Genomic DNA, 23,900 nt, shown 5'->3' with positions numbered 1-23,900 from the left:
ATGAGTACGAGGCGCATCGATGGGAAGACTCATGTTAAAATCGCGCCCCTGACGGAGAGGTGGCAGAGTGGTCGATTGTACCTGACTCGAAATCAGGCGTACTGCAAGGTACCGTGGGTTCGAATCCCACCCTCTCCGCCAGTATTCAAGCAACGACGCCCCTCATAGGGCGTTTTGGTTTTCTACCCACAAAATACCCACCAATAAGTATCCCCGTTGATCCGGAGATTCCGGCCTTGAAGCAAATCCTCTGCCGCAAACACCGCCGCTCTGGGGCGTCTGCAAGCCGCTTTTACGAGCCTGCTGTTGATCGCGTTGTCATTCAGAAACATTGTGAATTTGTCACTCAAATACTGTTCATAAGGCAACTTCCAGCGGGAAGAGCTTGCGCTACAATCATTTCAACCATCACTGCAATCCGATGGGATGTTAAGCCAACCACGCCTCAGCACAAGGATAAATTCGAACCGCATTTCGGCTGAGGATCACTTTTGAGGAAATCACAATGATGAATGACGAGACGAAAGCATCCCATAAGCAAGAACAGCAACAGGTCGAAAACGAGTACGCTCGCCAATTGACAGAATCGGAACTCGCCAAGGTCAGTGGCGGGCTTAAGCCTGCAACACGTGGAAAGCTTAAGGTTCAAGGTGGTGACGACGACCTGGATGACCTTGAAGTTGAACGTTAATTACCGTTCGTTTCTTTATTAACGATACCTTGGGTATCGTGATTTGAATCAACCACGGTTCATGAAAAAGGTTCATTGATTTTTAGCCTTCCCTGAAATCCGCTTTCCTGAATGACGTCTGCTGTCGCGCGCTTGATAGTTACCCAGATCTGGTTTTGGCGGGTGCCTTGGTGCTACGACCATAAGGTTTCATGGCGTTCGGAAAGGGTTTTGCATAGGCGCAGTGTGCTTTATAGGGCTTCAGGCCATTTCGCGGCTTGCGCCGAATGACGAGTTGAACCCGATGGTTTGCCAGGAAAAAATTTGGGCACCGGAAAGGTGCCCAAATGAGTTGCGAACGTGCGTCCGAACGCAATAAACAGACGTATCAGCCGGCGTAGTTCTTCTCGGCGAAGCTCCAGTTGGCGAGGCTGTTGAGGAAAGTCTCAACGAACTTCGGACGCAGATTTCGATAGTCGATATAGTAGGCGTGTTCCCACACGTCGATGCACAGTAACGCCTTGTCGCCAGTGGTCAGTGGGGTGCCGGCGGCGCCCATGTTGACGATGTCAACCGAACCATCGGCTTTCTTGACCAGCCAGGTCCAGCCAGAACCGAAGTTGCCGACAGCCGAGGTCTGAAAGGCTTTCTTGAATTCGTCGAGGGAGCCCCACTTGCTGTTGATCGCATCTGCCAGGGCGCCGCCCGGAGCGCCGCCGCCATTGGGCTTCAGGCAGTTCCAGAAGAAGGTGTGGTTCCACACCTGTGCGGAGTTGTTGTAGATGCCGCCGGCCGGTGCTTTCTTGATGATGGCTTCGAGGTCGAGGCTTTCGTATTCGGTGCCCTTGATCAGATTGTTCAGGTTGGTGACGTACGCCTGATGGTGTTTGGCATAGTGGTATTCGAAGGTTTCCTTCGACATGTGCGGGGCCAGTGCATCCATGGCAAAAGGCAGTTGCGGCAGTTGATGTTCCATCATTTCTCCTTGGTTTGCTTCAGGTGGGTTGTTGTTTCAGCTTGAGGGTATTTGCGCGTTAGGTATTATAGGTTGCCTGGTCACCGAAGTAACGGTTGCCTCGGCACGACCAACGTGGAAGGAGACAGCAATGCGGTCATTTGGTTCCAGTGAGCGGCTGTCACGCAGGATACCGCCTGCGGCGTCGGTGACAATGCTGTAGCCCCGTTCCAGTACGGCGTCCGGGTTGAGGTGATTGAGACTGGCTGCGAGGCGCAAGAGGTCGGCGGATTTGCTGCGCAGCGTATTTTGCAATTCGCTGTGCAGTTTTGGTGTCAGTGCCTCAAGTCGTCGGGCGAGCCGGCTGGTGTCCGGACGCGCCAGCAGCAAGCGGCGGGTCAGGCTGGCGAGCGTGTTGCGGCCGCGCGTGCTGGCCTGGGTCAGGCCACTGTCGAGGCGTCGGCGCAAATTGAGCAGGTTTTCACGTTGTTGCGCGAGACGCTGTGCCGGATGCTCCAGGCGATGAGCCAGCCAGTCGAGGTGCTGACTGCGCTGATTGTGGCCTTGCCTGATCTGGCGACGCAGTGCGAGCCGGCAGTCGACGAGGCGCGCGTAGAGCGCTGAGCGTTCCGGCGCCGCAAGTTCGGCCGCCGCCGTGGGCGTCGGTGCGCGCTGATCGGCGGCGAAATCGGCGATGGTGAAGTCGGTCTCGTGACCGATGCCGGTGATGACCGGGATGGCGCAGGCGCGGATGGTCCGCGCCAGTGCTTCGTCATTGAACGCCCACAAGTCTTCGAGGCTGCCGCCTCCACGGCAGATGATGAGGACGTCGCAGTCTCGCCGTTCGCCCGCACGACGTATGGCGCTGGCGATCTGCGCAGCGGCGCCTTCGCCCTGTACGGGCGTCGCGTAGAGCACCAGGCTGACGTGCGGTGCGCGACGCACTAGTGTGCTCAGAACATCGCTCAGTGCGGCCGCTTGTGGTGAGGTGACAATGCCGATGCGGCGTGGAAAAGCGGGCAGCGGGCGCTTGCCTGCGCTGGCAAAAAGTCCCTCGCGTTCGAGCTTTTCCTTGAGCCGGAGAAACTGTTCGTAGAGATTGCCAATCCCTGCCTTGCGAGCCGCTTCAACATTGAGCTGGAAATCTCCGCGTGCTTCGTAGAGCGTGACCAGGACGCGGGCTTCGATATGCTGCCCGTTCTCCAGACGCCAGCCGAGAAGCTGGGCGCGGTTGCGGAACATGACACAGCGCACCTGTGCCGCTGCATCCTTGAGCGAGAAATAAACGTGGCCCGAGGCGGCGTAGGTCAGATTGGATACTTCGCCGGCGACCCAGCAGAGCGGGAAGGCGGATTCGAGCCGTTCGCGGGCAAGCCGGTTGAGCATTGATACCGGGATCACAGTAGCTGATGGGGCAAGGCTTGCGCCGGAGGGGGTGGGCTCTGACATGCGCCAATTCTACATCCAAGTCAATTCATTCACACCCTGTGCCTGTTTCAGCGCAGAAATGGGCTGAAACACTTACAGAATCAGGGGGTGTATTTTAACCAATTGATTACAAATGATTTATTTTGCCGCCTGTTTTCCCGGCAAAGCAGGAAAAATCCTTTTACAAACAGCACTTAGAGCCAGGTTTTCGCTTTAATCCACAAAGTTATCCACAGAATTTGTGGATAAGAATTTCGATTATACGAAGAACAGGGCTTGCCGCTGAGGTCGGCTCAGGCTAAAGTCGCAAGTTGAAAAATTCCTGAGGGGGAAAGCGTGTTTTCAATCATTCTGGCTGCCGGCTGGCCCATCTGGCCCTTGTTGTTGGCGTCAATCATTGCCGTGGCCCTGATCATTGAGCGCATGGTCGCTTTGCGTCGTGCCAAGGTGTTGCCAAGTGGTTTGTTGCAACGCGTGATTGCCGAGTATCGGCAAAGCGGCGTCAATGAAGCGATGCTGGCCAATCTAGAGGCGCAATCCCCGCTCGGGCGGGTGCTGGCTGCCGGCTTGCGCAATGTCGGTAGTTCACGCGAGATCATGCGCGAGGCGATTGAGGAGGCCGGTGCCGTGGTCGCGCATGAACTTGATCGCTATCTCACGACGCTGGGAACCATCGCCTCAATCAGCCCGCTGATGGGTCTGTTTGGCACGGTGGTCGGCATGATCGAGATATTCGGTTCACAGTCACCGACCGGAACCAATCCGCTGCAACTGGCTCACGGCATCTCGGTGGCGCTTTACAACACCGGTTTTGGTTTGATCATCGCCATCCCGGGAATGATTTTCTGGCGCCATTTCCGCGCACTGGTCAATGGCTTCGTGATCGAAATGCAGCAGCAGGCCGTGCGCATGGTCGAGGTTTTGCATGGCGAGCGCAAGGCTTGAGGAACAAGCGATGAATTTTCAACGCGGTCGCGACCACGATGTCCCCGAGATCAATCTGATTCCGCTGATCGATGTGTTGCTGGTGATCATCATTTTTTTGATGCTGACCACCACCTATGCCAAGTTCTCCGGGCTGGAAATCAATCTGCCGACGGCCGACGCCAGCAAGCAGGCCGAGCAGCCGAATGAAGTCAGCGTGGCGGTGACGGCGAGCGGGCAGGTGCTGGTCAACAAGTCGCCTCTGACAGCGACCGATGTGAAGTCGATCAGCGAAGCCTTGCGGCGCGCTGCGGGTGACAACAAGGATCCGGTCATTGTCATCAATGCCGACGCCAAGGCGACGCATCAGAGCGTGGTCGACATCATGCAGGCTGCACAGACCGCAGGCTTTCCTCACATATCGTTCGCTACCCAATCGCCGCGCTGATGGCGCGCTCAGGTGTCACCACGCAGTTGCCGCTGAGTCACTGATGCGTTCAGGCGCTATCGAACAGCGAGTGCGCGGCCTGTGGTACAAGCAGCGACTGGCCCTTGCACTCTTTCCCCTGTTACCCCTTTCCTGGCTTTTCCGACTGATTGTCCGGTTGCGGCATAGCTTGTATCGCTATGGCGCACTGCGCTCGTATCGTCTGCCGGTGCCGGTCATCGTGATTGGCAATCTGACCGTGGGGGGCAGCGGCAAGACGCCGCTTGTGCTCTGGCTGGTTGAACGCCTGTGCGAACGGGGCTGGCGACCGGGGATTATCAGTCGGGGCCACGGCGGTACGGCGCAGGGGGTGCAGGCCGTTGCGCTGGATTCGGCCTGTTCGCTGGTGGGGGACGAGCCGCTGTTGCTGGCGCGGCGCAGCAGTATTCCGGTTTTTGTTGCTCGTGATCGGGTGGCTGCCGGACTGGCCTTGCTGAGCGCGCATCCAGAATGCAATGTCATCATTTCGGACGACGGTCTACAACACTACCGCATGCAGCGCTCGGTCGAAATTGCCGTGTTTGACGCTCGCGGCGCGGGCAATGCCCGGCTGTTGCCGGCCGGCCCGCTACGTGAACCGCTGCGCCGCTTGTCGGCGGTAACGGCGCTCGTATGGAACGCTTTTCCGCAGGCACAGGCACCGATACAGGCACCGGTGCAGATGTCCCAGGCCACTCTCGCCTTGCCACAGTTCATGATGCGCCTGGTCGGTCAGCGCTTTTTTGCGCTGTCGGATGCGCAAGTACGCTGTACTGCTGACAATCTGCGCGGCAAACGCCTGTACGCAATGGCCGGCATTGGCGATCCCTCCCGCTTCTTTGCGCAGCTTGCCGCCCTGGGGCTTGAGTTCGAGGCCCATCCGTTCCCCGATCACCATGATTACTGCTCGGAAGATCTGGCTTTTGCAGACGATGGCGTGCTGCTGATGACCGAGAAGGATGCGGTAAAATGTGCCGCATTGACTGTGCGCGAGGCTTGGGTGTTACCGGTTGATGCGCAAATTGTTGCGGCACCCGATGGCCAATCATTGCTCGATACAATTCTGGAGAAAATCGATGGATGCACGCTTGCTTGATATCCTGGTCTGCCCGATCTGCAAGGCCAATCTCGAATACCACAAGACAGCGTTGGAACTGATCTGCAAACCATGCAAGCTGGCCTTCCCCGTGCGTGATGACATACCGGTCATGCTCGAAGACGAGGCGCGCCATCTTGATGTCGATGAAGCTTGACTATCTTCTGACGAGATGAATTTCAAGGTCGTCATTCCCGCACGCTACGCATCGACCCGCCTCCCGGCCAAACCGCTGCTGGATCTCGGGGGCAAGCCGATGGTCGTCAGGGTGGCCGAGCGTGCCGTCCTTTCAGGTGCCGAAGAAGTATGGGTGGCGACCGACCATGCCGACGTACAGGCGGCTGCCACAGCGCATGGCTTGTCGGTGGTGCAGACGCGTGCCGATCATCCGAGCGGAACGGATCGCCTGTCAGAAGTTGTTGAGCAGCGCGGATGGGACGATCAAACCATCGTGGTCAATGTCCAGGGCGACGAACCGCTGATCGAACCTGCGCTGATTGCCCAAACCGCGCGTCAACTGGCGGAATGCGGGTCGGACATCGCCACGGTGGCGCATTTGATCGATAATGCGGCCGATTTCTTCAATCCGAACATCGTCAAACTCGTGTGCAAGGCTAACGGTGATGCCTTGTATTTTTCCCGTGCGCCGATTCCTTATGCGCGGGACCACTTTGCCGGTGCGCTCGGCAAGGAAACCTTGCCGTCCGGGATTCCGGCGTACCGGCATATCGGGCTTTATGCCTATCGCGCCGGTTTTTTGCGGGCCTATGCCCGTTTGACGCCGTCGCCGCTCGAGGGCTTTGAGGCACTGGAGCAGTTACGCGCGCTCTGGCATGGTTTCCGCATCAGTGTGGTGATTTCCGATCATCTGCCGATGCTGGGTGTCGATACGACGGAAGATGCGGCACGCATGCAGGAATACTTTCGCAAGTCATGAAAAGTCATGAAAACGTTTGACCGTTCGGACAAATGAAGGTACTTTTCAATACTTTGAAACGGTGCTGGCTCATCCATGTGCGGTGCCAGTGGTATACTATCAGCCTTGTTTGAATTTCTTCAAAGGTGAATGGCTATGAGACTTATTTTGCTCGGTGCACCAGGGGCCGGTAAGGGTACACAAGCGCAATTCATCTGTGAAAAATTTGGCATTCCACAGATTTCTACCGGCGATATGCTGCGTGCAGCGATCAAGGCCGGCACGCCTGTGGGAGTTGAAGCTAAAAAGGTGATGGACGCCGGAAGCCTGATGTCAGACGGGATCATCATTGGTCTGGTCAAGGAAAGGTTACTGCAGGAAGACTGCAAGTCCGGCTATTTGTTTGACGGCTTTCCGCGTACGATTCCGCAGGCTGAAGCGCTGCGCTCAGCGGGAGTAGCACTGAATTTCGTGCTGGAGATCGATGTCGCCGATTCGGAGATCGTCGAACGGATGAGCGGTCGCCGTGTTCATTTGGCATCAGGGCGAAGCTACCACGTCAAGTTCAATCCGCCGAAAGTCGAGGGCAAGGACGATGTGACTGGCGAAGCTTTGATTCAGCGTGACGACGACCAGGAAGAAACCGTTAAAAAGCGTCTCCAGATTTATCATTCGCAGACCAAGCCATTGATCGAGTTCTACAGCAGTTGGTTTGCTTCGGGCGACGCCAGGGCGCCAAGGTGCCGCAAGATTGCCGGCGTCGGCAGTATCGATCAGATCAAGCAGGCGGCTATTGACGCTTTGAGTCAATACTAATACTAAAATTTGCAGCGAGGATTAACAGTTCCGCCGCTAAGGCGGCTAAAATATCGGTCTGCTGCTATAAACGGTACCTCCCGCAAGAGGAGGTGTGGATAGATTTAAGTGCAGATGGTTGAGTAATCCGGCGCCCGAGGAGTCTCCCGAGGGGCCTGTGTAATCTTGATAGGGGGTATTCATGTCGGCAGGTCTCGTATTCGCGCTAGCATGCGCGGTGGTCGCGGTGCTTTACGGTGCTGTAATGACCAAGTGGATTCTTTCGTTGCCAGCCGGCAACGAACGTATGCAGGATATCGCCAAGGCGATTCAGGTCGGCGCATCGGCCTATCTGAACAAGCAATACACGACGATTGCCGTCGTTGGCGTTGTTCTTGCCGTCTGTATTGCGGTCTTCCTGGGCAAGTTGATGGCGGTCGGTTTTGTCATCGGCGCCGTGCTCTCCGGAGCCACCGGCTTTATCGGCATGAATGTGTCGGTCCGCGCCAACGTGCGAACCGCCGAGGCGGCGCGTAGCGGCATTGCGGCTGCGCTTGATGTAGCCTTCAAGGGTGGTGCCATTACCGGCATGCTGGTCGTCGGTCTCGGCCTGCTCGGCGTGGCGGGCTACTATGCATTCCTCCGCTCCGGGGGGGCGAGCATTCAGCATGCGGTCGAGCCGCTGGTGGGGCTGGCTTTCGGTGGTTCGCTGATTTCAATTTTCGCCCGACTGGGCGGCGGTATCTTCACCAAGGGAGCTGACGTTGGTGCTGACCTGGTCGGCAAGGTCGAAGCCGGTATTCCCGAAGACGATCCGCGCAACCCGGCCGTGATCGCCGACAACGTCGGTGACAACGTCGGCGACTGTGCCGGTATGGCGGCTGACCTTTTCGAAACCTACGCCGTTACGGTGGTGGCAACGATGGTGCTCGGCGCCATGATGCTCAAGGGCGTAGCCAATGCCAATGACAACCTGATCATCTATCCCCTGGTTCTGGGCGGGGTTTCGATCATCGCTTCGATTATCGGTTGTTTCTTCGTGAAGGCCAACGACGGCGGCAAGATCATGAATGCCCTCTACCGTGGTCTGGCCGTTGCCGGGGTGCTGGCGCTGCTGGCATTTTATCCGATAACGACCTGGTTGCTGGGCAACGGTATCACACTGGCCGACGGCAAACTAATCTCTTCCATGAGCATTTTTGGTTCGGCGACGATCGGTCTGGTGTTGACCGGTTTGCTGGTCTGGATTACCGAGTACTACACAGGTACCGATTTTGCCCCGGTCAAGCATGTGGCGGCCGCTTCGACGACCGGACATGGAACCAACATCATCGCCGGCCTCGGTGTTTCGATGAAGGCAACAGCGTTGCCGGTACTTTCCGTGTGTCTGGCGATTTACATCACCTTTGCCCTGGCCGGTCTGTATGGCATCGCCATTGCAGCGACCTCGATGCTGTCGATGACCGGCATCATTGTCGCGCTGGATGCCTATGGCCCGATCACCGATAACGCCGGCGGTATTGCCGAAATGGCCGGACTGCCGCAGGAAGTGCGGGATGTGACCGATCCGCTCGATGCCGTGGGCAACACCACCAAGGCGGTCACCAAGGGTTACGCCATCGGCTCGGCAGGTCTGGCGGCACTGGTTCTGTTTGCCGACTACACCCATGCGCTGGAAGCCCGAGTCAATTTTGTCATGTCTTTCGATCTGTCCGATCACATGGTCATCATCGGCCTCTTCATCGGCGGCCTGATTCCCTACCTGTTCAGTGCCATGGCCATGGAAGCGGTCGGGCGTGCGGCGGGTGCGGTGGTCGTTGAAGTGCGACGTCAATTCAAGGAGATTCCGGGCATCATGGATGGCACCGCCAAGCCGGATTACTCGCGTGCGGTCGGCATGCTGACGACAGCGGCGATCAAGGAAATGATCGTACCATCGCTGCTGCCGGTGCTCGTTCCGGTGGTGGTTGGCCTGCTGCTCGGGCCGAAGGCGCTCGGTGGCTTGTTGATGGGAACCATCATTACCGGTCTCTTTGTCGCCATTTCCATGACTACTGGTGGCGGTGCCTGGGACAACGCCAAAAAGTACATTGAAGACGGCCATTTCGGCGGCAAGGGTTCTGAAGCCCACAAGGCCTCGGTGACTGGCGATACCGTGGGCGACCCGTACAAGGATACGGCGGGTCCGGCCGTTAATCCGCTGATCAAGATCATCAACATAGTTGCACTGATGATTGTGCCGCTGGTGGTACCCGCCTCGGTGGCCAAGCCAATGACTGGCGCGGCGGAGCCGGTGGCCATCATGGCCGTGGCGGTGCCCGTCGCCAAGGTCTTCTTTGCCACGGGATCGGCTGATCTTCCGGCCGATACGGGGGCGACTCTCGCCGTCATCGTCGGTTTCGCCAAGGCCAACCCCAATGCGAAGCTCGCTGTTTCCGGCTTCCACGATCCGAGTGGGAACCAGGTTGTCAATGAGGAGATTTCAAAGAACCGGGCCAAGGCTGTTTATAATGCGCTTAAGGATGCCGGTATTGCAGAAGAACGCATCGAGTTGAAGAAGCCCGAAGTTACGACAGGAAGCGGAGATAGCGCCGAGGCGCGTCGCGTCGAGGTCAGCGCAAAGTAATGGGCTCAACGCGAACGGGATAGTTTGCAGAAATACAAACGGGCCGTAATTGCGGCCCGTTTTTTTTGCCGGATCAGTACTGGAACGGCAGGCTAGAGCTTAAGCGATGGATTGAGCGAGTAAATGCCGGTCAGGCTTGCCTGTGCCAGGATGTGTCCCTGCATGGCTTCGCGGACTGGCTGGCCGGTGAGTTTCGCCTCGACCTTCAGCTCAGTCACATCGAGAGCGAAAATCGTAAAAACATAGCGGTGTACGATCTCGTCGTTCCACGGCGGGCAGGGGCCGTCGAAGCCAAAGTAATCACCGCGCATGTCGTTATCGCCTGCAAACCAGCCGGTATAGTCGTTGATCCCCTGGCGCGCGCCGTGCGCTGCCGCCGGACCCGGTTTGCCGCGCGGAGTCACTTCTCTTGAGAATTCGCCCTGTTTGATCTCGCGCAGACCGGCCGGTAAATCAAGCAGTACCCAGTGGAAGAAGTCGACACGCGGCAGTGATGCCGGAACACTGCGGTCTTCCTGGTTTACATCGTCACCCCGGCTTGGCACATCTGGATCGTGACAGATGAGGGCGAAAGACTTCGTTGCCGCAGGGACGTCACTCCATTGCAATTGCGGGTTGAGGTTCTTGCCAAGACACACGTGATGTGCCGGATCGGGAATGCAAAAGGCGAAGTCATCCGGAATTCTTTGCCCATCCTTGAAGTTGCTGCTGATCAGTTTCATTCCTCTTCCTCCAAAGTAGTCATTCAGCCGCCCGACGTTTGAAATCACGCAAACGGAAACCCGTCACCCACAGTGTAGCGAAATAGACGGCCGCACCCAAGATTACGATGACAGTAAGCCGCTGCAGACGTTCCATCAGGCTCCAGCGTAACCAGTCGGCTGCGTTACCACCAGTAAACCACAACGTTGCCCCCATGACCAGCAGGGCGACAGCGAGTTTGGCATAGAAAATCGGCCAGCCGGGCTGAGGCGAGTAAATTCCGTGCCGACGCAGGCCGCGGTAAAGCAATGCCGCATTCAGGCACGCTGCCAGTCCGATGGACAGAGCCAGTCCAGCATGCTTGAGCCAGCCAATCAGGGCAAAATTGAGTAGTTGCGTGACGAACAGGGTAAAGAGTGCAATCTTGACCGGTGTTCGCACATTCTGTCGGGCGTAAAAGCCCGGTGCCAGCACTTTCACCAGGATCAGTCCAAGCAGTCCGACGCTGTAGGCAACCAGGGCATCGCGGGTCTTGAATACGTCATCGGCGGTGAAAGCGCCGTGATGAAATAGGGTCGATATCAGCGGCACAGCGATGATCGCCAATGCCAGTGCGGAGGGTGCTGCGAGCAGCAGGGTCAGGCGCAAGCCCCAGTCGAGCAGCCTGGAGTAGTCGTCAAATTTATCGCCGGCATGGTATTTGGACAGCGAGGGCAAGAGGATCGTACCGAGTGCAGCGCCAAGCATGCCGGCGGGGAATTCCATCAGACGGTCGGCATAGTAAAGCCAGGAGACACTGCCGGTGCCGAGGAACGAGGCGAAGATGGTATTGATCAGCAGACTGACCTGTGCCACCGAGACACCCAGAACGGCAGGCGCCATCAGTCTGAGGATGCGTCGTACCCCTGGGTCTTTCCAGTCGAGTGAAAAGCGCGGCAACATGCCGATCCGATGCAGGCTGGGCAACTGGAAAGCAAGTTGCAAGGCGCCGCCGAGCAACACAGCCCAGCCCAGTGCCATGACCGGTTGGACAAAGTATGGTGCAGCGAACAGCGCCATGCCGATAAAGGAGAGATTGAGCAGCACCGGCGTAAAGGCGGGTACGGAAAATCGGCTCCAGGTGTTGAGTACACCGCCAGAGAGCGCAACCAGCGACATGAAAAGAATATAGGGAAAGGTAATCCGTGTCAGTTCGACAGTCAGCGCGAACTTGCTGCTGTCGGCAGCAAATCCAGGCGCGGAGATGTAGACCAGGAGTGGTGCCGCTGCCATGCCGATCAAGGTGACGACGAGCACAATAAGAAAGAGCAGGGTGGCAACGTGGTCGACGAGGAGTTTGGCTTTTGTTGTGCCATCTTTGCTCATGTATTCCCCGAAAATCGGAACGAAGGCCTGCGCAAAAGCACCTTCCGCAAACAGGCGGCGCAAAAGATTCGGCAGCTTGAAAGCAACAAAGAAGGCGTCAGTCACCATCCCGGCGCCGAATATTCGGGCGATAACGAAATCACGAACGAAACCGAGAATGCGCGAGAGCAATGTCATGCCGCTGACCGTGGCGAGTGCTTTGAGCAGATTCATCAGGTATTGACTGGCTTCACGCGAAAGTCACCATCATAGCTGCTTAGTGACAGGTGGGAAAACCGGATCGCATGCAGGCTGCGACAGGTTTTGAAAAATGCGTTTCGAAAAATGCGGTTGCGTTGGCCAATTCAACTCTGTAGAATGGCGCGTTCTCGATTAACCCATCAGCTTATTAGGGATCAAAATTCATGGCCAACAGCGCCCAAGCCCGCAAACGCGCCCGCCAAGCCGTCAAGCAACGCGCTCACAACGTCAGCCTCCGCTCCACTCTGCGTACTGCGGTAAAGCGTGTGCAAAAGGCGATTGTCGCTGGTGACAAGGCGGCGGCTAAAAACATATATCAGGAATCGGTTGCGGTCATTGATCGTATCGCCGACAAGAAAATCATTCACAAAAACAAGGCCTCGCGGCACAAAGGTCGCCTCTCAGCCCAGATCAAGGCTCTGGCGGCCTGATTGGTACTTGTTCAGATATGAAAACGGCGTCAAACGGCGCCGTTTTCATTGGTGCGCACCCCGAACACGAAAATGCAGCGGAACAGTTGCAAAGGGTTTGCTTAAATCAGGCTGTCCTTGTCCTTGTCCTTGATTGGGCAGGAGCCCTCGATTAGCTGCAAATCATTGTCCTGCGCAAAGTGAAGTACAAAACGGTAAGCCATTGGTTCAATCTCGTAGAGTTGGCCGTCGACAAAAACAGCTTTCTCGTCGGAGTAGTGTCCGGGACTGACATAACGCGAGTACTTCATCTTTTTTTCGGCACCAAACGCAGACAGAACGCCACAAAGCCTTTCCGCCCAGTCGCTGGGACGGAATTTTTTGCCATCACGGGTCAGACCGAGAATGACGAATGGAGTGTTGGACGAGAATCGCATATCTTGGCTGGGTCAGCCCCAAATTGTTCCAGTTGTAGCCCTGCGGGCCATTTGAGAGTCTGGATTCTACCAGAAAGCTGACTTCATTGACGGTGCCTGATTCAAGATCGTATCGCAATCGTTCGTTTGCAAAAATAGTTATACGAAAATAAATAGACACTTGGCTTGCTTTCAGATAATTTACTGCATATAGTCTCTACATCTCTTTGATATAGAGGTAATTTATGCAATTGTCGCCTACAACAAAATATGGTTTCCGTATCCGGACACGGAGCGGAGCCGTTGTCGACAAACTTTTGATATTCGGCAAGGATGAACCAGATGCTGAGCGCAAGTTGCGCCAGATTTATCTTGGCTGTGAAATCCTCGAAGCCAAGCGATCAGTCATTCAGGCGCCGCGTACCGGCCAAGTGACCTATGAAGATGTTGTTGATCTTATCTCCGGGACTAATTAAATCTAGCCTTGGAATATCGGTATCCGCTGACGGCAGTTAAAACAAATTTTGTAGCCGAAGTTCTTCTTACAGGGCGGTATAGTCTTTGGCGCCGACGCTGGATGCATTGTGGCTGAACACGTTCCATTTCTTTGACGGGCTTTGCGCGATAGCCGCATTTCCAGAAATCACATGGTTTGGCGGACCTCCTTGTTATAGCTTTCGTGCAATTGGATCTGCACAACCTGACACATCTTGCGTCGATGATCATGACGGGTCAGTAGATAGCGGCGATAGACGCGCCTTTTGAGCACCGGTTCGAGAATGGCCAGCCGTTCGAGTCATTTGCTCTGTTGCCTGCAACGACAGGTAATCGCTCGTGTTCGGTATGACTAGCCGTGTCGGTTGGAAAAAATGATGCGCATGCCGCATTCTAGCGTGCTGCTTGTATCGCGCCCGCTTTCCGATCTTATATACAAGCTACCGGTTTTCACTTAGAATTCTTCCCCTTGCTCCATCGGCAGGCAAGTGTTTCAGGTGTTTGCCGGCAAGTACCCGTGGGGTACGGATGCGTGGATTTTCCGGCGGCGCAAGCCGCCGTTTGAGTTTCAGAGCCTCATCAAGGGGTGGTATATGTCTCACCTAATGAACACCTATGCCCGCTTGCCGGTCGCCTTCAGTCATGGCGACGGAAGTTGGGTAACCGACACCGAGGGAAAAGTTTATCTCGATGCGCTGTCGGGAATTGCCGTATCCACGCTCGGGCACAATCACCCCGACCTGGTGGCTGCCATTGCTACGCAGGCCGGACGCCTGTTACATACCTCGAATCTTTACCGTATGCCACAGCAGGAACAGTTGGCCGACAAGCTGGCTGGCATGGCCGGCATGGACGAGGTTTTTTTCTGCAACTCGGGATGCGAGGCCAACGAAGCAGCGATCAAACTGTCGCGTTTCTATGGTCACCAGCAGGGTATCGAGAGTCCGGCCATCATCGTCATGGAAAAGGCTTTCCATGGGCGCACCTTGGCGACTCTTTCAGCCACCGGTAACCGCAAGGCGCAAGCCGGTTTCGAGCCACTCGTTTCGGGCTTTGTTCGGGTACCGTACAACGATCTGGAGGCTATTCGAGCGATTGCCGAACATAACAAGAATGTTGTTGCCGTCATGCTTGAAATTGTCCAGGGTGAGGGCGGAATCAATATTGCTGATACCGATTTTCAGCGTGGTCTGCGCCAGCTTTGCGACGAAAAGGGATGGCTGCTGGTATGTGACGAGGTGCAATGCGGCATGGGTCGTACCGGTACCTGGTTCGGTTTCCAGCATGCCGGTATTCGCCCGGATGTGGTAACCCTCGCCAAGGGCCTTGGCGGCGGTGTTCCCGTAGGCGCCTGTCTTGCCGCCGGCAAGGCGGCTGGCCTTTTTAAACCGGGCAATCACGGTTCGACCTTTGGCGGTAACCCGTTGGCAACAACGGCAGCCCTGACCACCATCGAAGTGATCGAAAGAGACCAGTTGATTGCCAGCGCCCTGTCTGTCGGGCGCTCGATTCGGGAAGGTCTGGCACAGGCGCTGAAAGGCGTGACCGGTATGGTCGACATCCGCGGTCAGGGCTTGATGATCGGAATCGAGCTGGATCGCCCGTGTGGCGAGTTGGTGACCCGCGGCCTGGCAGCAGGTTTGCTGATCAATGTGACCGCCGACAAGGTGGTGCGTCTGTTGCCGCCACTGACCTTCAGTGCTGACGAAGGGCGCGAGCTTGTCGTGCGGCTTTCCGGATTGATCCGTGATTTTCTCGCGGCCTGATCGAGAGCTGCCATGACACGAGTCAAGCCCGGCGTCAAACATTTCCTGCAGTTCAAGGACTTTACGCGCGAGGAATTCGAATACCTGTTCGAGCGTACTCGCTGGATCAAGGCGCAGTTCAAGTCCTACAAACGGCACTGGCCGCTGAGCGATCGAACACTGGTGATGATTTTCGAGAAGGCCAGCACCCGTACTCGCCTTTCCTTTGAGGCCGGCATGCAACAGCTTGGCGGCGCCGCAATCTACCTTAATACACGCGATTCTCAGCTCGGTCGCGGCGAGCCGGTCGAGGATGCCGCGCACGTGATTTCGCGCATGAGCGACCTGATCATGATTCGCACCTTCGAGCAGGAAATTGTCGAACGCCTGGCAGCGCACTCACGCGTGCCGGTGATCAACGGTCTGACCAACGAGTACCACCCGTGCCAGATCATGGCCGATATCTACACCTATATCGAACAGCGCGGTCCGATTCAGGGCAAGACGGTAGCCTGGATCGGGGATTCGAACAATGTCTGCAATACCTGGCTGCAGGCTGCCGAAGTGCTGGATTTTAACGTCCATGTATCGACGCCGCCCGGGTATGAGGTTGAAGCCGAGCGCGCAGGACTCTACGGTACCGGTCACTTCAAGCAGTTTGCCGATCCGATGGCGGCGGCAAAGGATGCCGACATCGTGACCACCGATGTGTGGACCTCGATGGGTTTTGAAGCCGAGAAAGCTGAACGATTACGCGATTTCGCCGATTGGCAGGTGGACAGCGAGATGATGCAAGTAGCCCATCCGCATGCGCTTTTCCTGCATTGCCTGCCGGCGCATCGGGGCGAAGAGGTTTCAGCCGAGGTTTTCGACGGTGCGCAGAGCGTTGTCTGGGACGAGGCCGAGAATCGTCTACATGTACAAAAAGCGCTGATGGAGTATCTGGTCCTCGGTCGTGTGAATCCGTGAGGAGAAAAGAGTGAGGAGTGAGGAGCAACCCGGCGCCCACTTCGTACTCTTCTCTCCTTACTCCTTACTGGAAGTCGAACAATGAGTGAAATCAAGAAAGCGGTTCTGGCGTATTCCGGCGGTCTGGATACCTCGGTAATTCTCAAGTGGCTGCAGGATACCTATCACTGCGAAGTCGTGACCTTCACGGCGGATCTGGGGCAGGGAGATGAACTGGAAGCGGCGCGTCCGAAGGCGATCAAATTCGGCATCAAGCCCGAGAATATCTACATTGAAGATCTGCGTGAAGAATTCGTGCGCGATTACGTATTCCCGATGTTTCGCGCCAATACGGTTTACGAGGGTGAATATCTGCTTGGCACCTCGATAGCACGACCGCTGATCGCCAAGCGGATGATCGACATCGTCAACCTCACCGATGCCGATGCCGTGGTGCATGGAGCGACCGGCAAGGGCAACGATCAGGTGCGCTTTGAACTCGGTGCCTATGCGCTCAAGCCGAACATCAGGATCATTGCACCGTGGCGCGAGTGGGATCTTCTCTCGCGCGAGAAACTGCTGGCCTATGCCGAGCAGCACGGCATACCGGTTGAGATGAAGCACAAGGAGGGAGGCTCGCCCTACTCAATGGATGCCAACCTCCTGCATATCAGTTACGAAGGGCGTCATCTGGAAGAGCCGTCAGCCGAGGCCGAAGAGTCGATGTGGCGCTGGACCGTGTCGCCGGAAGCCGCTCCCGATGCCTCTGAATATGTCGACCTCGAATTCGAGAAAGGCGACCTGGTCGCCATCAACGGCAAGCGCATGCCGGCGGATCAATTGCTTGGCCTGCTCAATCAGTTGGGTGGCAAGCATGGTGTGGGTCGTATCGATCTGGTCGAGAACCGCTACGTCGGAATGAAGTCACGTGGCTGTTACGAGACCCCCGGCGGTACCATTCTGCTGCGTGCGCACCGTGCCATCGAGTCGATCACCCTGGATCGCGAAGTCGCCCACCTCAAGGATGACCTGATGCCGCGCTATGCCAGCCTGATCTACAACGGCTACTGGTGGAGTCCGGAGCGTCGCGCCTTGCAGACGCTGATTGACTCCACGCAACAAACAGTCAATGGATGGGTCCGGCTTAAACTCTACAAGGGTAACGTCATTATTACCGGCCGCGATTCGAAGACCGACTCCCTGTTCGATTCAACCATTGCAAGCTTTGAGGACGATGCCGGCGCCTATGACCAGAAGGACGCCGGCGGTTTCATCAAACTCAATGCGTTGCGCATGCGCATTGCAGCAAATCTGTCCAGTCGCAAGGGCTAAGAGAAAATCGCGAAGATGTTTGGACTGACTGAAGAGCAGATTTCGGATTTCGGCATGTCATTCGGGATCGGTGCCTTCATGCTCTACATGCTGTTCATCATTGGCGAAATAGCGTGGAAGTCAAAGGCGGGAAAGACCGGCACTGTCATACTGTTTTTCGTTCTCTCTTTTGGCATGCTCGGTTTCATTGCCAAGTTGGTCATTCAAAAATTATTGGGACTCTGAACATGGCGCAATTCGATAACGTGAGTATCATCAAACTGGCCAACGTCTACTTCGATGGCCGCTGCGTCAGCCACACCATCCAGTTTGCCGACGGCAGCAGAAAGACGGTGGGGGTGATTTTACCGTCATCGCTGACCTTCAACACCGGAGCGCCTGAAGTCATGGAAGGTGTCGGCGGTTCCTGTCGGGTTCGTCTGAAGGGCCAAAGTGACTGGATAAACTATGCGGCTGGTCAGTCTTTCGACGTTCCCGCCAACTCGTCGTTCGAAATCGCCTGCGACGAGCCCTATCATTACGTTTGTCATTTTGGCTAAGTGGAGGCTGAGATGCCATCTTTCGATTTTTCATCAGAAGTGGACATGGTGGCATTGAAGAATGCCATCGACGTGGCCGGAAAAAAGATCGTCGGGCGTCATGACTTCAAGGGTACCAGCGCCAGGGTCGAGTTGAACGAAAAAGACAAGACCATCACGCTGTCCGCCGACTCCGACTTTCAGCTCGGCCAGATCAAGGACATTCTTTTTCCGGAGATGGAAAAGAAGGAGCCGGATTGCACCAAGCGCCTGGATCATCAAGCCGTGCAGAAAATCTCGGGCGACAAGGTCAGGCAGGAACTGAAGATCAAGGTTGGCATCGAGAGCGAGCTGGCCAAAAAGATCGTCAAATTGCTCAAGGACTCGAAGCTCAAGGTGCAGGCGGCCATTCAGGGTGATGCCGTGCGTGTGAGCGGTGCCAAACGCGATATTCTGCAGGAAGCCATTGCCCTGGTGAAGAAGGCGATCACCGACTTCCCGATCAAGTACGGAAACTTCCGCGATTGAACTGGATTTCGAGTAGCGGATGGTGAATTCGGATAAAGAGTGCGCTATTTAACCCGTCTGGTTTCGGGCCTGCTTCTTGAACTGTCGCCTGCGCTTCTTTGGTATTTGCAACTACCGATGTACGGCGCCATTCGCCAATTGAGTTCCGATGCCCATTACGTCAAAAACTGTTGAAGGTCTGGAAGAAAAAGAGCGCATCAATCCTGGCGTACTGTCCTGGGTGGAAGAATTGCGTCGCGTGTCGATGGCCGTCAGCAAGAAGACCAGCAAGACCTCCGCAAGTCGAAACCAGATCTTTTATTTCCTGCACTGGACCGAGGATGCCTGTGGCTTCGGGGTGACCGTTCACAAGGGCCGTGAAGCCGAGAACACCATGGAGTGGTGGACGATTGATCGTGCGCTGATCAAGCCACCACCGTTTGTCGCCGAGGAGGATGTCAGCATCCTTCGCCTGCTGTGGGCTGAGCGAGCCCATGACAGCGGTTTGCGCGCCTTCAGTCTCGGTCCGCAGCACGGTGGCGATATTCTGCAGCGGATGGCAAGGACGGGTCGCCTTTATCCGGCAAATGATTTTTCCCCTCTGCTGCTGGCCGAGACGCGACCGGCGATCGTCAGTTGGCTGCTTGATAGCAACGGGCGACAAAGGCCGTGTTTTACCCCGACCCCTGCAGCCAGTCTGGTGATTCCGCTGCAACCTCCCTGGTATGTCGATCTGGATGAAGGCGTAATCGGCGCTCTGGACGTGCCAGGCAACCCTGCGGTCATTGCACGCCTGTTTTCACTGCCGCCGCTGTCAGCCAAGGAAGCCGCGCTGGTTGCCGAAGCATTGACTGAACTTGCCCCCGAATTGCAGATTCCCGCCGAGGATGCCGGTGCCCGTCTGCGCCGCATTGACGCCAGTCCTGTTCCGCTATTGCGCCTGCAGACACTTGATACGCATGGCAACAGAAATTGGCGCGGTTATGTCGCCAGCTTCAACGCCGGATCGTTTGATGTCGTGCTGCCGGTGTTTCGTTATCAGGATGCGGAGATCAAACCGGATGACATCCGGGAGTTCGCCACACTGCCCGATGGCGAGACGGTACGTATCTTGCGTCGTAGCGATCAGGAAAAGGCCTTGATGAACAGCCTGGCTGAAACCGGACTTCAGAAAATCCCGGGCTATGCCCTCCATACCTTCGGCAGTCCGCCCGATAGTGCGTATGGTCTGGCCAATGAATCGTTGTGGCCCGCTTTCATGCAGGACGGGCTAGCCCTGTTGCGCAAGGCCGGCTGGCAGATCGAGTTTGAAGAAGATTTTCGTCATCATGCACTGCACGTCGAGGCGTGGGATGCAGAGCTTCTTGAGTCGGACAACGGCTGGTTTGATCTCGATATGGGCATCATCGTCGAAGGCCAGCGTTTGCCGCTGGCGCCACTGCTGGCCTCGCTTTTCAGGCGTGATGCACGCTGGCTGGACAGCGCACTGCTGAATCGGATTGCCGATGACGAAATGATAGAACTCATGACGCCGGCCAATCTGCGTATCCGCGCGCCCGCCGGGCGTCTGAAGCCGCTCGCCGCGACCTTGATCGATCTCTTCGACGGTTTTGCCGGTGGCGATACGCTGCGTCTCTCACGTTTTGATGCGCCGCGTCTGGCCGAACTGAGCGACACCAGCCGCTGGCAGTTCCGTGGACAGCGAGACGTGCTGGCGCTTGCCGACCAGTTGTCGGCGGCTCAGGGTATCGCTCACATCGATTCGCCTGCCGGCTTGGGGCTGGAGCTGCGTTCATACCAGAAGGAAGGTCTGGCCTGGTTGCAGTTTCTTCGCCAGCAAAAGCTGTCCGGCATTCTGGCCGACGACATGGGTCTGGGCAAAACAGCCCAGGCACTGGCACACCTGCTGCTGGAAAAGGAAGCCGGCCGACTGGATCGACCGGCACTTATCGTATTGCCGACTTCCCTGATTTTCAACTGGAAGAATGAGGCGGTGCGCTTTGCGCCGAGCCTTTCCATCCTTTCCCTGCACGGCGCGGAACGCAAGGCCCGATTTGTTGACATTCCCGGGCACGACGTCGTCTTGACCACCTATCCTCTGCTCTGGCGCGATGCCCACGAGTTGACCCAGCACCGCTATCACCTGCTTATTCTTGACGAAGCGCAAACCGTCAAGAATGCCCGCAGCCAGGGTGCCGAAGTCGTGCGCAAGATCGAGGCGCGGCATCGGCTGTGCCTGACCGGAACACCTCTGGAAAACCATCTGGGCGAATTGTGGAGCCAGTTTGATTTCCTGTTGCCCGGCTTTCTTGGCGACAGCAATACCTTTGTCAAATACTGGCGCACACCAATCGAGAAGCAAGGCGATGCACTGAGGCGCAACCTGCTTGCCCGGCGCATTCGCCCGTTCATCCTGCGGCGCAAGAAAGAAGAAGTGGCACGCGAGTTGCCGCCCAAAACGATCATCGTACGCAAAGTCGAACTCGCCGGAAGTCAGCGCGATCTCTACGAGACCATCCGCGCGGCGATGGATGCCATGGTGCGCGAGGAGGTGGCGAGCAAGGGGTTCGGCCGCAGCCAGATCGTGATCCTCGATGCGCTGCTTAAACTGCGGCAGGTCTGCTGTGATCCTCGTCTGGTCAAGGCGGCGTCGGCGCAGCGGGTCACCGAGCGCGCCAAGCTCGATCTGCTGATGACCATGTTGCCCGAGCAGGTCGATGAGGGGCGGCGCATTCTGCTCTTTTCGCAATTCACCAGCATGCTGTCCCTGATTGAGACCGAGTTGAAACAGGCAGGTCTCGACTACGTCATTCTGACCGGCGATACCAGCGACCGTGAAACGCCGGTGCGTCGATTCCAGGCGGGCGAAGTACCCATTTTCCTGATCAGCCTCAAAGCCGGGGGTGTCGGACTGAATCTCACAGCGGCCGATACGGTGATCCACTATGATCCGTGGTGGAATCCGGCAGTGGAGAATCAGGCGACCGATCGCGCCCATCGACTTGGACAGGACAAGCCGGTGTTTGTCTACAAACTTATCATCGCCGGCAGTATCGAGGAGAAGATTCTTGCCTTGCAGGAACGCAAGGCAGACCTCGCTGCCGGGATTCTCTCCGAGGATCGCAGTATCGACCTGAAGTTCGGAGCAGACGACATCGCTGCCCTCTTCGCACCGCTACCCACTTAAGGCGCAGGCGGCGCCGTGGTCGCCGTGTATAGATCTGCGCACGCGTAACCTGGCAGGCGAAAGAATCCTTGCGTTGCGAGGAGCCGGTACATTTCGCTTGATATTGATGCGATTTATCAGGGAGTAGGAGAATGCATTGGGGCAGACATATTTAAATCAAACTTGGGGAACCTATGGAAACGGTAGAAGTCGTATAAACCGATAAAAAAATAATAATTCATTGTGCGGGTCGCGCTGTGCAGCGTAGAGAATGCAATGAAACAGAGTGCCTAAAGAGTTCTAGCAGCCTGTAAGTTTGACCGGATAGACCTGGTCAGACATAATTTGTTATTTTTTCCTCTTCCGCCATTCGCGTTGCCGCACCGGTTTTTTGAGTCCGTTGCTGTTATCGAATGCTTGAGAGATTTAACCGGATCGGATCAGATAAATGACCAAGAATCACGCGTCACTCGCCATCGACCCCTATTACGACGGCGTTCCTGCGTACATGACCGAGGTTTACGACTGGGCGTATGTCGATCCCAAGTGGGTACGTGTGCTGGATCATAATCTGGTGGTGCGGGTGCAGTTGTTTCTTAACGACCAGCGTCTGATTCGATCCTATCTGAACGAGATCAAGGAAGGAATGCGCGTGTGGCAACTGGCGCACGTTTATGGCGATCTGGTGACACGTGCGGCGCACAGAGTGGGTCCGAATGGCGTTTTCCATCTGACCGACGTTACGCCGATCCAGCTAGAACATGCCCAGCGCAAGCTGGCTGGTCTGGACTGGACCAAAGTCATTCGTAGCGATGCGGCTAGTTTCAACAGCGAAGAACATGTTGATTACGACCTGATCTGCAGCTTCTTCCTGTTGCACGAGGTTCCGGACGAGAAAAAATTCGAAATCGTCGATCATATGCTGCAAAAATTGCCAAAAGGCAGCAAGGCCGTTTTCGTCGATTACCATAATCCGTCAAAATGGCATCCGGTTCGTTACATCCTCAAACTCGTCAATCGCTATCTGGAACCGTTTTCTGAAACGCTCTGGAAGAACGAGTTAAGCAGTTACGCCAGTCAGGCCGAACGCTTTACCTGGCGTAAGCGCACGTTTTTTGGTGGCGTTTATCAGTGCGTGGTGGTTGAACACAAGTCGTAGTGTGCGCAAGTTCTCGTCCTGACCCAACGAACGACTGAAAACGCGCAGCCTTGAAGGCCGCGCGTTTTTTATGACAGGTGACCGTTGGCGTGAGTGCTTGTTGTTACGCGGGGGCAAACCGTTCAGCGCGGGAACGGATCAATCGCTTTTCAGCCCCCTGATCCAGACCGAATACAAGTGCTCGGCCAATTGACGCATGGCCGGCAGGCGATCCTGCCCTTGCGCCAGCATCTGTTCCGGAGTCTGTACCGTCAATGGCAAGGGGTCGAGCCCCTCCACTTCGGCGGGCCAGGACTTGCACCACTCGCTGATCATTTCAATCGTCATTTCGACATGGCACTGCATCGCCAGATGCAAGCCGCGCGTGAACATCTGGTTGGCACAGAACGGATTGGTGAGAATGCGTTGCGCGCCGGGCGGAATGCTGAAAGTCTCGCCATGCCACTGGAACACAGTCGCCACGCCGGATTGGTCAAGACTCTCTCCAAGCCAATGGCGTGCGCTGTCGTTGTTTTCGGCGCCGGCATTTCCCCAGCCGATTTCCTTGACCGGGCTGCGCGTAATGTGGCCGCCGAGTGCCTTGCTGATGAGTTGTCCCCCGAGACAATGTCCGATGACCGGAAGGCCACTGGCGTCGGCATCGCGAATCAGCGCACACAAGGGTTCGATCCATGGCAATGAGTCGTTGACGCTCATTGGCCCTCCCATCAGGCACAGGCCGGAGAATTCGCCGACATGGACGGGAACGGTTTCACCCCGGTCGATGGCGATCAGTTGCCACGGAATCGAGTGCAGATCGAGGAATGTGGCAAAATAGCCTGGTCCCTCGGTTTTGGTGTGGCGAAAAATGGCGATGGGTTTCATGTGCGGATGGTTTCTGTTTGGCGATGCTGGATTTCGGCGCGTTGTGAATTTTACGCGCACCTTACTGCTCTGCCTATGGCTGATCGCGCCGTCCGCGCATGCGGCGGATGTCGGTCTGGCGGGCTTGTTTCCGGGCAAGGCCCTGCTGACCATCAAC

At 56.4% G+C, this 23,900-nt stretch carries 24 protein-coding genes and 1 tRNA gene; 19 read left to right on the top strand and 6 right to left on the bottom strand.

The features are described from left to right. Positions 1 to 53 precede the first annotated feature (53 nt). Both JNM42_RS00510 and JNM42_RS00505 read left to right on the top strand, forming a co-directional pair. A tRNA-Ser gene (locus JNM42_RS00510) sits at positions 54 to 141 on the top strand. Positions 142 to 505: 364 nt separating this feature from the next. Beyond that, positions 506 to 691, top strand: a complete 186-nt coding sequence (locus JNM42_RS00505; RefSeq protein WP_294264509.1) for a bacteriocin — start codon at positions 506 to 508, stop codon at positions 689 to 691. Between the two features lie 367 nt (positions 692 to 1,058). On the opposite strand, the gene JNM42_RS00500 is transcribed toward JNM42_RS00505, so the two are convergent. Then, positions 1,059 to 1,646, bottom strand: a complete 588-nt coding sequence (locus JNM42_RS00500; protein ID WP_294264512.1) for a Fe-Mn family superoxide dismutase — start codon at positions 1,644 to 1,646, stop codon at positions 1,059 to 1,061. 36 nt (positions 1,647 to 1,682) lie between these two features. Next, positions 1,683 to 3,011, bottom strand: coding sequence for an exodeoxyribonuclease VII large subunit (xseA, locus tag JNM42_RS00495; RefSeq protein ID WP_294264507.1), 1,329 nt, complete (start codon positions 3,009 to 3,011; stop codon positions 1,683 to 1,685). A gap of 378 nt (positions 3,012 to 3,389) precedes the next feature. On the opposite strand from xseA, the gene JNM42_RS00490 reads away from it, so the two are divergent. The 7 genes from JNM42_RS00490 to JNM42_RS00460 all read left to right on the top strand — a co-directional run bounded on the left by JNM42_RS00490 (position 3,390) and on the right by JNM42_RS00460 (position 9,876). Next, the gene (locus JNM42_RS00490) at positions 3,390 to 3,998 is read left to right on the top strand and encodes a MotA/TolQ/ExbB proton channel family protein (RefSeq protein WP_294264504.1); all 609 of its coding nucleotides are present in this window, start codon (positions 3,390 to 3,392) and stop codon (positions 3,996 to 3,998) included. Positions 3,999 to 4,008: 10 nt separating this feature from the next. Then, positions 4,009 to 4,425: a biopolymer transporter ExbD gene (locus tag JNM42_RS00485; protein WP_294264501.1), complete on the top strand. Its 417-nt coding sequence runs from the start codon at positions 4,009 to 4,011 to the stop codon at positions 4,423 to 4,425. A 43-nt stretch (positions 4,426 to 4,468) separates the two neighbouring features. Further along, positions 4,469 to 5,539: a tetraacyldisaccharide 4'-kinase gene (gene lpxK, locus JNM42_RS00480; protein ID WP_294264498.1), complete on the top strand. Its 1,071-nt coding sequence runs from the start codon at positions 4,469 to 4,471 to the stop codon at positions 5,537 to 5,539. Next, the gene (locus JNM42_RS00475; RefSeq protein ID WP_294264495.1) at positions 5,520 to 5,696 is read left to right on the top strand and encodes a Trm112 family protein; all 177 of its coding nucleotides are present in this window, start codon (positions 5,520 to 5,522) and stop codon (positions 5,694 to 5,696) included. Before lpxK ends, JNM42_RS00475 begins: the two co-directional genes overlap by 20 nt. 15 nt (positions 5,697 to 5,711) lie before the next feature. After that, positions 5,712 to 6,476 carry a 3-deoxy-manno-octulosonate cytidylyltransferase gene (gene kdsB, locus JNM42_RS00470; RefSeq protein ID WP_294264491.1) on the top strand — a complete coding sequence of 255 codons (765 nt, stop codon included), beginning with the start codon at positions 5,712 to 5,714 and terminating at the stop codon, positions 6,474 to 6,476. A 135-nt stretch (positions 6,477 to 6,611) separates the two neighbouring features. Continuing rightward, positions 6,612 to 7,271, top strand: a complete 660-nt coding sequence (gene adk / locus JNM42_RS00465; RefSeq protein ID WP_294264488.1) for an adenylate kinase — start codon at positions 6,612 to 6,614, stop codon at positions 7,269 to 7,271. Positions 7,272 to 7,452: 181 nt separating this feature from the next. After that, positions 7,453 to 9,876, top strand: a complete 2,424-nt coding sequence (locus JNM42_RS00460; protein WP_294264486.1) for a sodium-translocating pyrophosphatase — start codon at positions 7,453 to 7,455, stop codon at positions 9,874 to 9,876. Positions 9,877 to 9,968: 92 nt separating this feature from the next. Here JNM42_RS00460 and JNM42_RS00455 read toward each other — a convergent pair whose 3' ends face one another. Both JNM42_RS00455 and murJ read right to left on the bottom strand, forming a co-directional pair. Next, the gene (locus JNM42_RS00455; protein ID WP_294264483.1) at positions 9,969 to 10,598 is read right to left on the bottom strand and encodes a YbhB/YbcL family Raf kinase inhibitor-like protein; all 630 of its coding nucleotides are present in this window, start codon (positions 10,596 to 10,598) and stop codon (positions 9,969 to 9,971) included. Between the two features lie 19 nt (positions 10,599 to 10,617). After that, complete coding sequence (gene murJ / locus JNM42_RS00450) at positions 10,618 to 12,156, bottom strand: murein biosynthesis integral membrane protein MurJ (RefSeq protein ID WP_294264481.1); 1,539 nt, start codon at positions 12,154 to 12,156, stop codon at positions 10,618 to 10,620. Positions 12,157 to 12,347: 191 nt separating this feature from the next. Between murJ and rpsT the strand changes: the two genes are divergently transcribed. Next, entirely contained in the window at positions 12,348 to 12,614 is a 267-nt protein-coding gene (gene rpsT / locus JNM42_RS00445; protein ID WP_294264480.1) for a 30S ribosomal protein S20, read from the top strand. 101 nt (positions 12,615 to 12,715) lie between these two features. On the opposite strand, the gene JNM42_RS00440 is transcribed toward rpsT, so the two are convergent. Continuing rightward, entirely contained in the window at positions 12,716 to 13,030 is a 315-nt protein-coding gene (locus JNM42_RS00440; RefSeq protein ID WP_294264477.1) for a DUF3579 domain-containing protein, read from the bottom strand. 224 nt (positions 13,031 to 13,254) lie between these two features. Between JNM42_RS00440 and JNM42_RS00435 the strand changes: the two genes are divergently transcribed. From JNM42_RS00435 to rquA, 9 genes are all read left to right on the top strand, one after another. Further along, entirely contained in the window at positions 13,255 to 13,485 is a 231-nt protein-coding gene (locus tag JNM42_RS00435; protein WP_294264474.1) for a hypothetical protein, read from the top strand. A 612-nt stretch (positions 13,486 to 14,097) separates the two neighbouring features. Then, entirely contained in the window at positions 14,098 to 15,270 is a 1,173-nt protein-coding gene (locus JNM42_RS00430; RefSeq protein ID WP_294264471.1) for an aspartate aminotransferase family protein, read from the top strand. A gap of 12 nt (positions 15,271 to 15,282) precedes the next feature. Further along, positions 15,283 to 16,218, top strand: coding sequence for an ornithine carbamoyltransferase (gene argF, locus JNM42_RS00425; RefSeq protein ID WP_294264468.1), 936 nt, complete (start codon positions 15,283 to 15,285; stop codon positions 16,216 to 16,218). A gap of 81 nt (positions 16,219 to 16,299) precedes the next feature. Next, positions 16,300 to 17,529 (top strand): argininosuccinate synthase, encoded by a 1,230-nt coding sequence (locus JNM42_RS00420; RefSeq protein WP_294264465.1) that lies wholly within the window; start codon positions 16,300 to 16,302, stop codon positions 17,527 to 17,529. A gap of 15 nt (positions 17,530 to 17,544) precedes the next feature. Next, a complete protein-coding gene (locus JNM42_RS00415; RefSeq protein WP_294264462.1) occupies positions 17,545 to 17,754 on the top strand; it encodes a DUF2788 domain-containing protein in 210 nt (69 codons plus the stop codon). Between the two features lie 2 nt (positions 17,755 to 17,756). Next, complete coding sequence (locus tag JNM42_RS00410; RefSeq protein ID WP_294264459.1) at positions 17,757 to 18,068, top strand: pyrimidine/purine nucleoside phosphorylase; 312 nt, start codon at positions 17,757 to 17,759, stop codon at positions 18,066 to 18,068. A 12-nt stretch (positions 18,069 to 18,080) separates the two neighbouring features. Continuing rightward, positions 18,081 to 18,575: a YajQ family cyclic di-GMP-binding protein gene (locus tag JNM42_RS00405; protein ID WP_294264456.1), complete on the top strand. Its 495-nt coding sequence runs from the start codon at positions 18,081 to 18,083 to the stop codon at positions 18,573 to 18,575. A 148-nt stretch (positions 18,576 to 18,723) separates the two neighbouring features. Further along, on the top strand, positions 18,724 to 21,741 hold the full coding sequence (locus tag JNM42_RS00400; RefSeq protein ID WP_294264453.1) for a DEAD/DEAH box helicase: 3,018 nt from the start codon (positions 18,724 to 18,726) through the stop codon (positions 21,739 to 21,741). Between the two features lie 427 nt (positions 21,742 to 22,168). Next, positions 22,169 to 22,879, top strand: a complete 711-nt coding sequence (gene rquA, locus JNM42_RS00395) for a rhodoquinone biosynthesis methyltransferase RquA (RefSeq protein ID WP_294264450.1) — start codon at positions 22,169 to 22,171, stop codon at positions 22,877 to 22,879. Positions 22,880 to 23,017: 138 nt separating this feature from the next. Here the strand turns inward: rquA and JNM42_RS00390 are convergent, their stop codons facing one another. Next, positions 23,018 to 23,743 carry a type 1 glutamine amidotransferase gene (locus JNM42_RS00390; protein WP_294264447.1) on the bottom strand — a complete coding sequence of 242 codons (726 nt, stop codon included), beginning with the start codon at positions 23,741 to 23,743 and terminating at the stop codon, positions 23,018 to 23,020. Positions 23,744 to 23,900: the final 157 nt, after the last annotated feature.

This window comes from Propionivibrio sp. (assembly GCF_016790145.1).
Classification (GTDB): domain Bacteria; phylum Pseudomonadota; class Gammaproteobacteria; order Burkholderiales; family Rhodocyclaceae; genus Propionivibrio.
This window is presented reverse-complemented; position numbering and strand designations above follow the sequence as displayed.

What these genes read in the sequence shown, in the direction of transcription:
- JNM42_RS00505 (WP_294264509.1), top strand. Translation starts at nt 506, where the DNA reads ATGATGAATGACGAGACGAAAGCATCCCATAAGCAAGAACAGCAACAG.
- JNM42_RS00500 (WP_294264512.1), bottom strand. Translation starts at nt 1,646, where the DNA reads ATGGAACATCAACTGCCGCAACTGCCTTTTGCCATGGATGCACTGGCC.
- xseA (WP_294264507.1), bottom strand. Translation starts at nt 3,011, where the DNA reads ATGCTCAACCGGCTTGCCCGCGAACGGCTCGAATCCGCCTTCCCGCTC.
- JNM42_RS00485 (WP_294264501.1), top strand. Translation starts at nt 4,009, where the DNA reads ATGAATTTTCAACGCGGTCGCGACCACGATGTCCCCGAGATCAATCTG.
- lpxK (WP_294264498.1), top strand. Translation starts at nt 4,469, where the DNA reads ATGCGTTCAGGCGCTATCGAACAGCGAGTGCGCGGCCTGTGGTACAAG.
- JNM42_RS00475 (WP_294264495.1), top strand. Translation starts at nt 5,520, where the DNA reads ATGGATGCACGCTTGCTTGATATCCTGGTCTGCCCGATCTGCAAGGCC.
- kdsB (WP_294264491.1), top strand. Translation starts at nt 5,712, where the DNA reads ATGAATTTCAAGGTCGTCATTCCCGCACGCTACGCATCGACCCGCCTC.
- adk (WP_294264488.1), top strand. Translation starts at nt 6,612, where the DNA reads ATGAGACTTATTTTGCTCGGTGCACCAGGGGCCGGTAAGGGTACACAA.
- JNM42_RS00460 (WP_294264486.1), top strand. Translation starts at nt 7,453, where the DNA reads ATGTCGGCAGGTCTCGTATTCGCGCTAGCATGCGCGGTGGTCGCGGTG.
- JNM42_RS00455 (WP_294264483.1), bottom strand. Translation starts at nt 10,598, where the DNA reads ATGAAACTGATCAGCAGCAACTTCAAGGATGGGCAAAGAATTCCGGAT.
- murJ (WP_294264481.1), bottom strand. Translation starts at nt 12,156, where the DNA reads ATGAATCTGCTCAAAGCACTCGCCACGGTCAGCGGCATGACATTGCTC.
- rpsT (WP_294264480.1), top strand. Translation starts at nt 12,348, where the DNA reads ATGGCCAACAGCGCCCAAGCCCGCAAACGCGCCCGCCAAGCCGTCAAG.
- JNM42_RS00440 (WP_294264477.1), bottom strand. Translation starts at nt 13,030, where the DNA reads ATGCGATTCTCGTCCAACACTCCATTCGTCATTCTCGGTCTGACCCGT.
- JNM42_RS00435 (WP_294264474.1), top strand. Translation starts at nt 13,255, where the DNA reads ATGCAATTGTCGCCTACAACAAAATATGGTTTCCGTATCCGGACACGG.
- JNM42_RS00430 (WP_294264471.1), top strand. Translation starts at nt 14,098, where the DNA reads ATGTCTCACCTAATGAACACCTATGCCCGCTTGCCGGTCGCCTTCAGT.
- argF (WP_294264468.1), top strand. Translation starts at nt 15,283, where the DNA reads ATGACACGAGTCAAGCCCGGCGTCAAACATTTCCTGCAGTTCAAGGAC.
- JNM42_RS00420 (WP_294264465.1), top strand. Translation starts at nt 16,300, where the DNA reads ATGAGTGAAATCAAGAAAGCGGTTCTGGCGTATTCCGGCGGTCTGGAT.
- JNM42_RS00415 (WP_294264462.1), top strand. Translation starts at nt 17,545, where the DNA reads ATGTTTGGACTGACTGAAGAGCAGATTTCGGATTTCGGCATGTCATTC.
- JNM42_RS00410 (WP_294264459.1), top strand. Translation starts at nt 17,757, where the DNA reads ATGGCGCAATTCGATAACGTGAGTATCATCAAACTGGCCAACGTCTAC.
- JNM42_RS00405 (WP_294264456.1), top strand. Translation starts at nt 18,081, where the DNA reads ATGCCATCTTTCGATTTTTCATCAGAAGTGGACATGGTGGCATTGAAG.
- JNM42_RS00400 (WP_294264453.1), top strand. Translation starts at nt 18,724, where the DNA reads ATGCCCATTACGTCAAAAACTGTTGAAGGTCTGGAAGAAAAAGAGCGC.
- rquA (WP_294264450.1), top strand. Translation starts at nt 22,169, where the DNA reads ATGACCAAGAATCACGCGTCACTCGCCATCGACCCCTATTACGACGGC.
- JNM42_RS00390 (WP_294264447.1), bottom strand. Translation starts at nt 23,743, where the DNA reads ATGAAACCCATCGCCATTTTTCGCCACACCAAAACCGAGGGACCAGGC.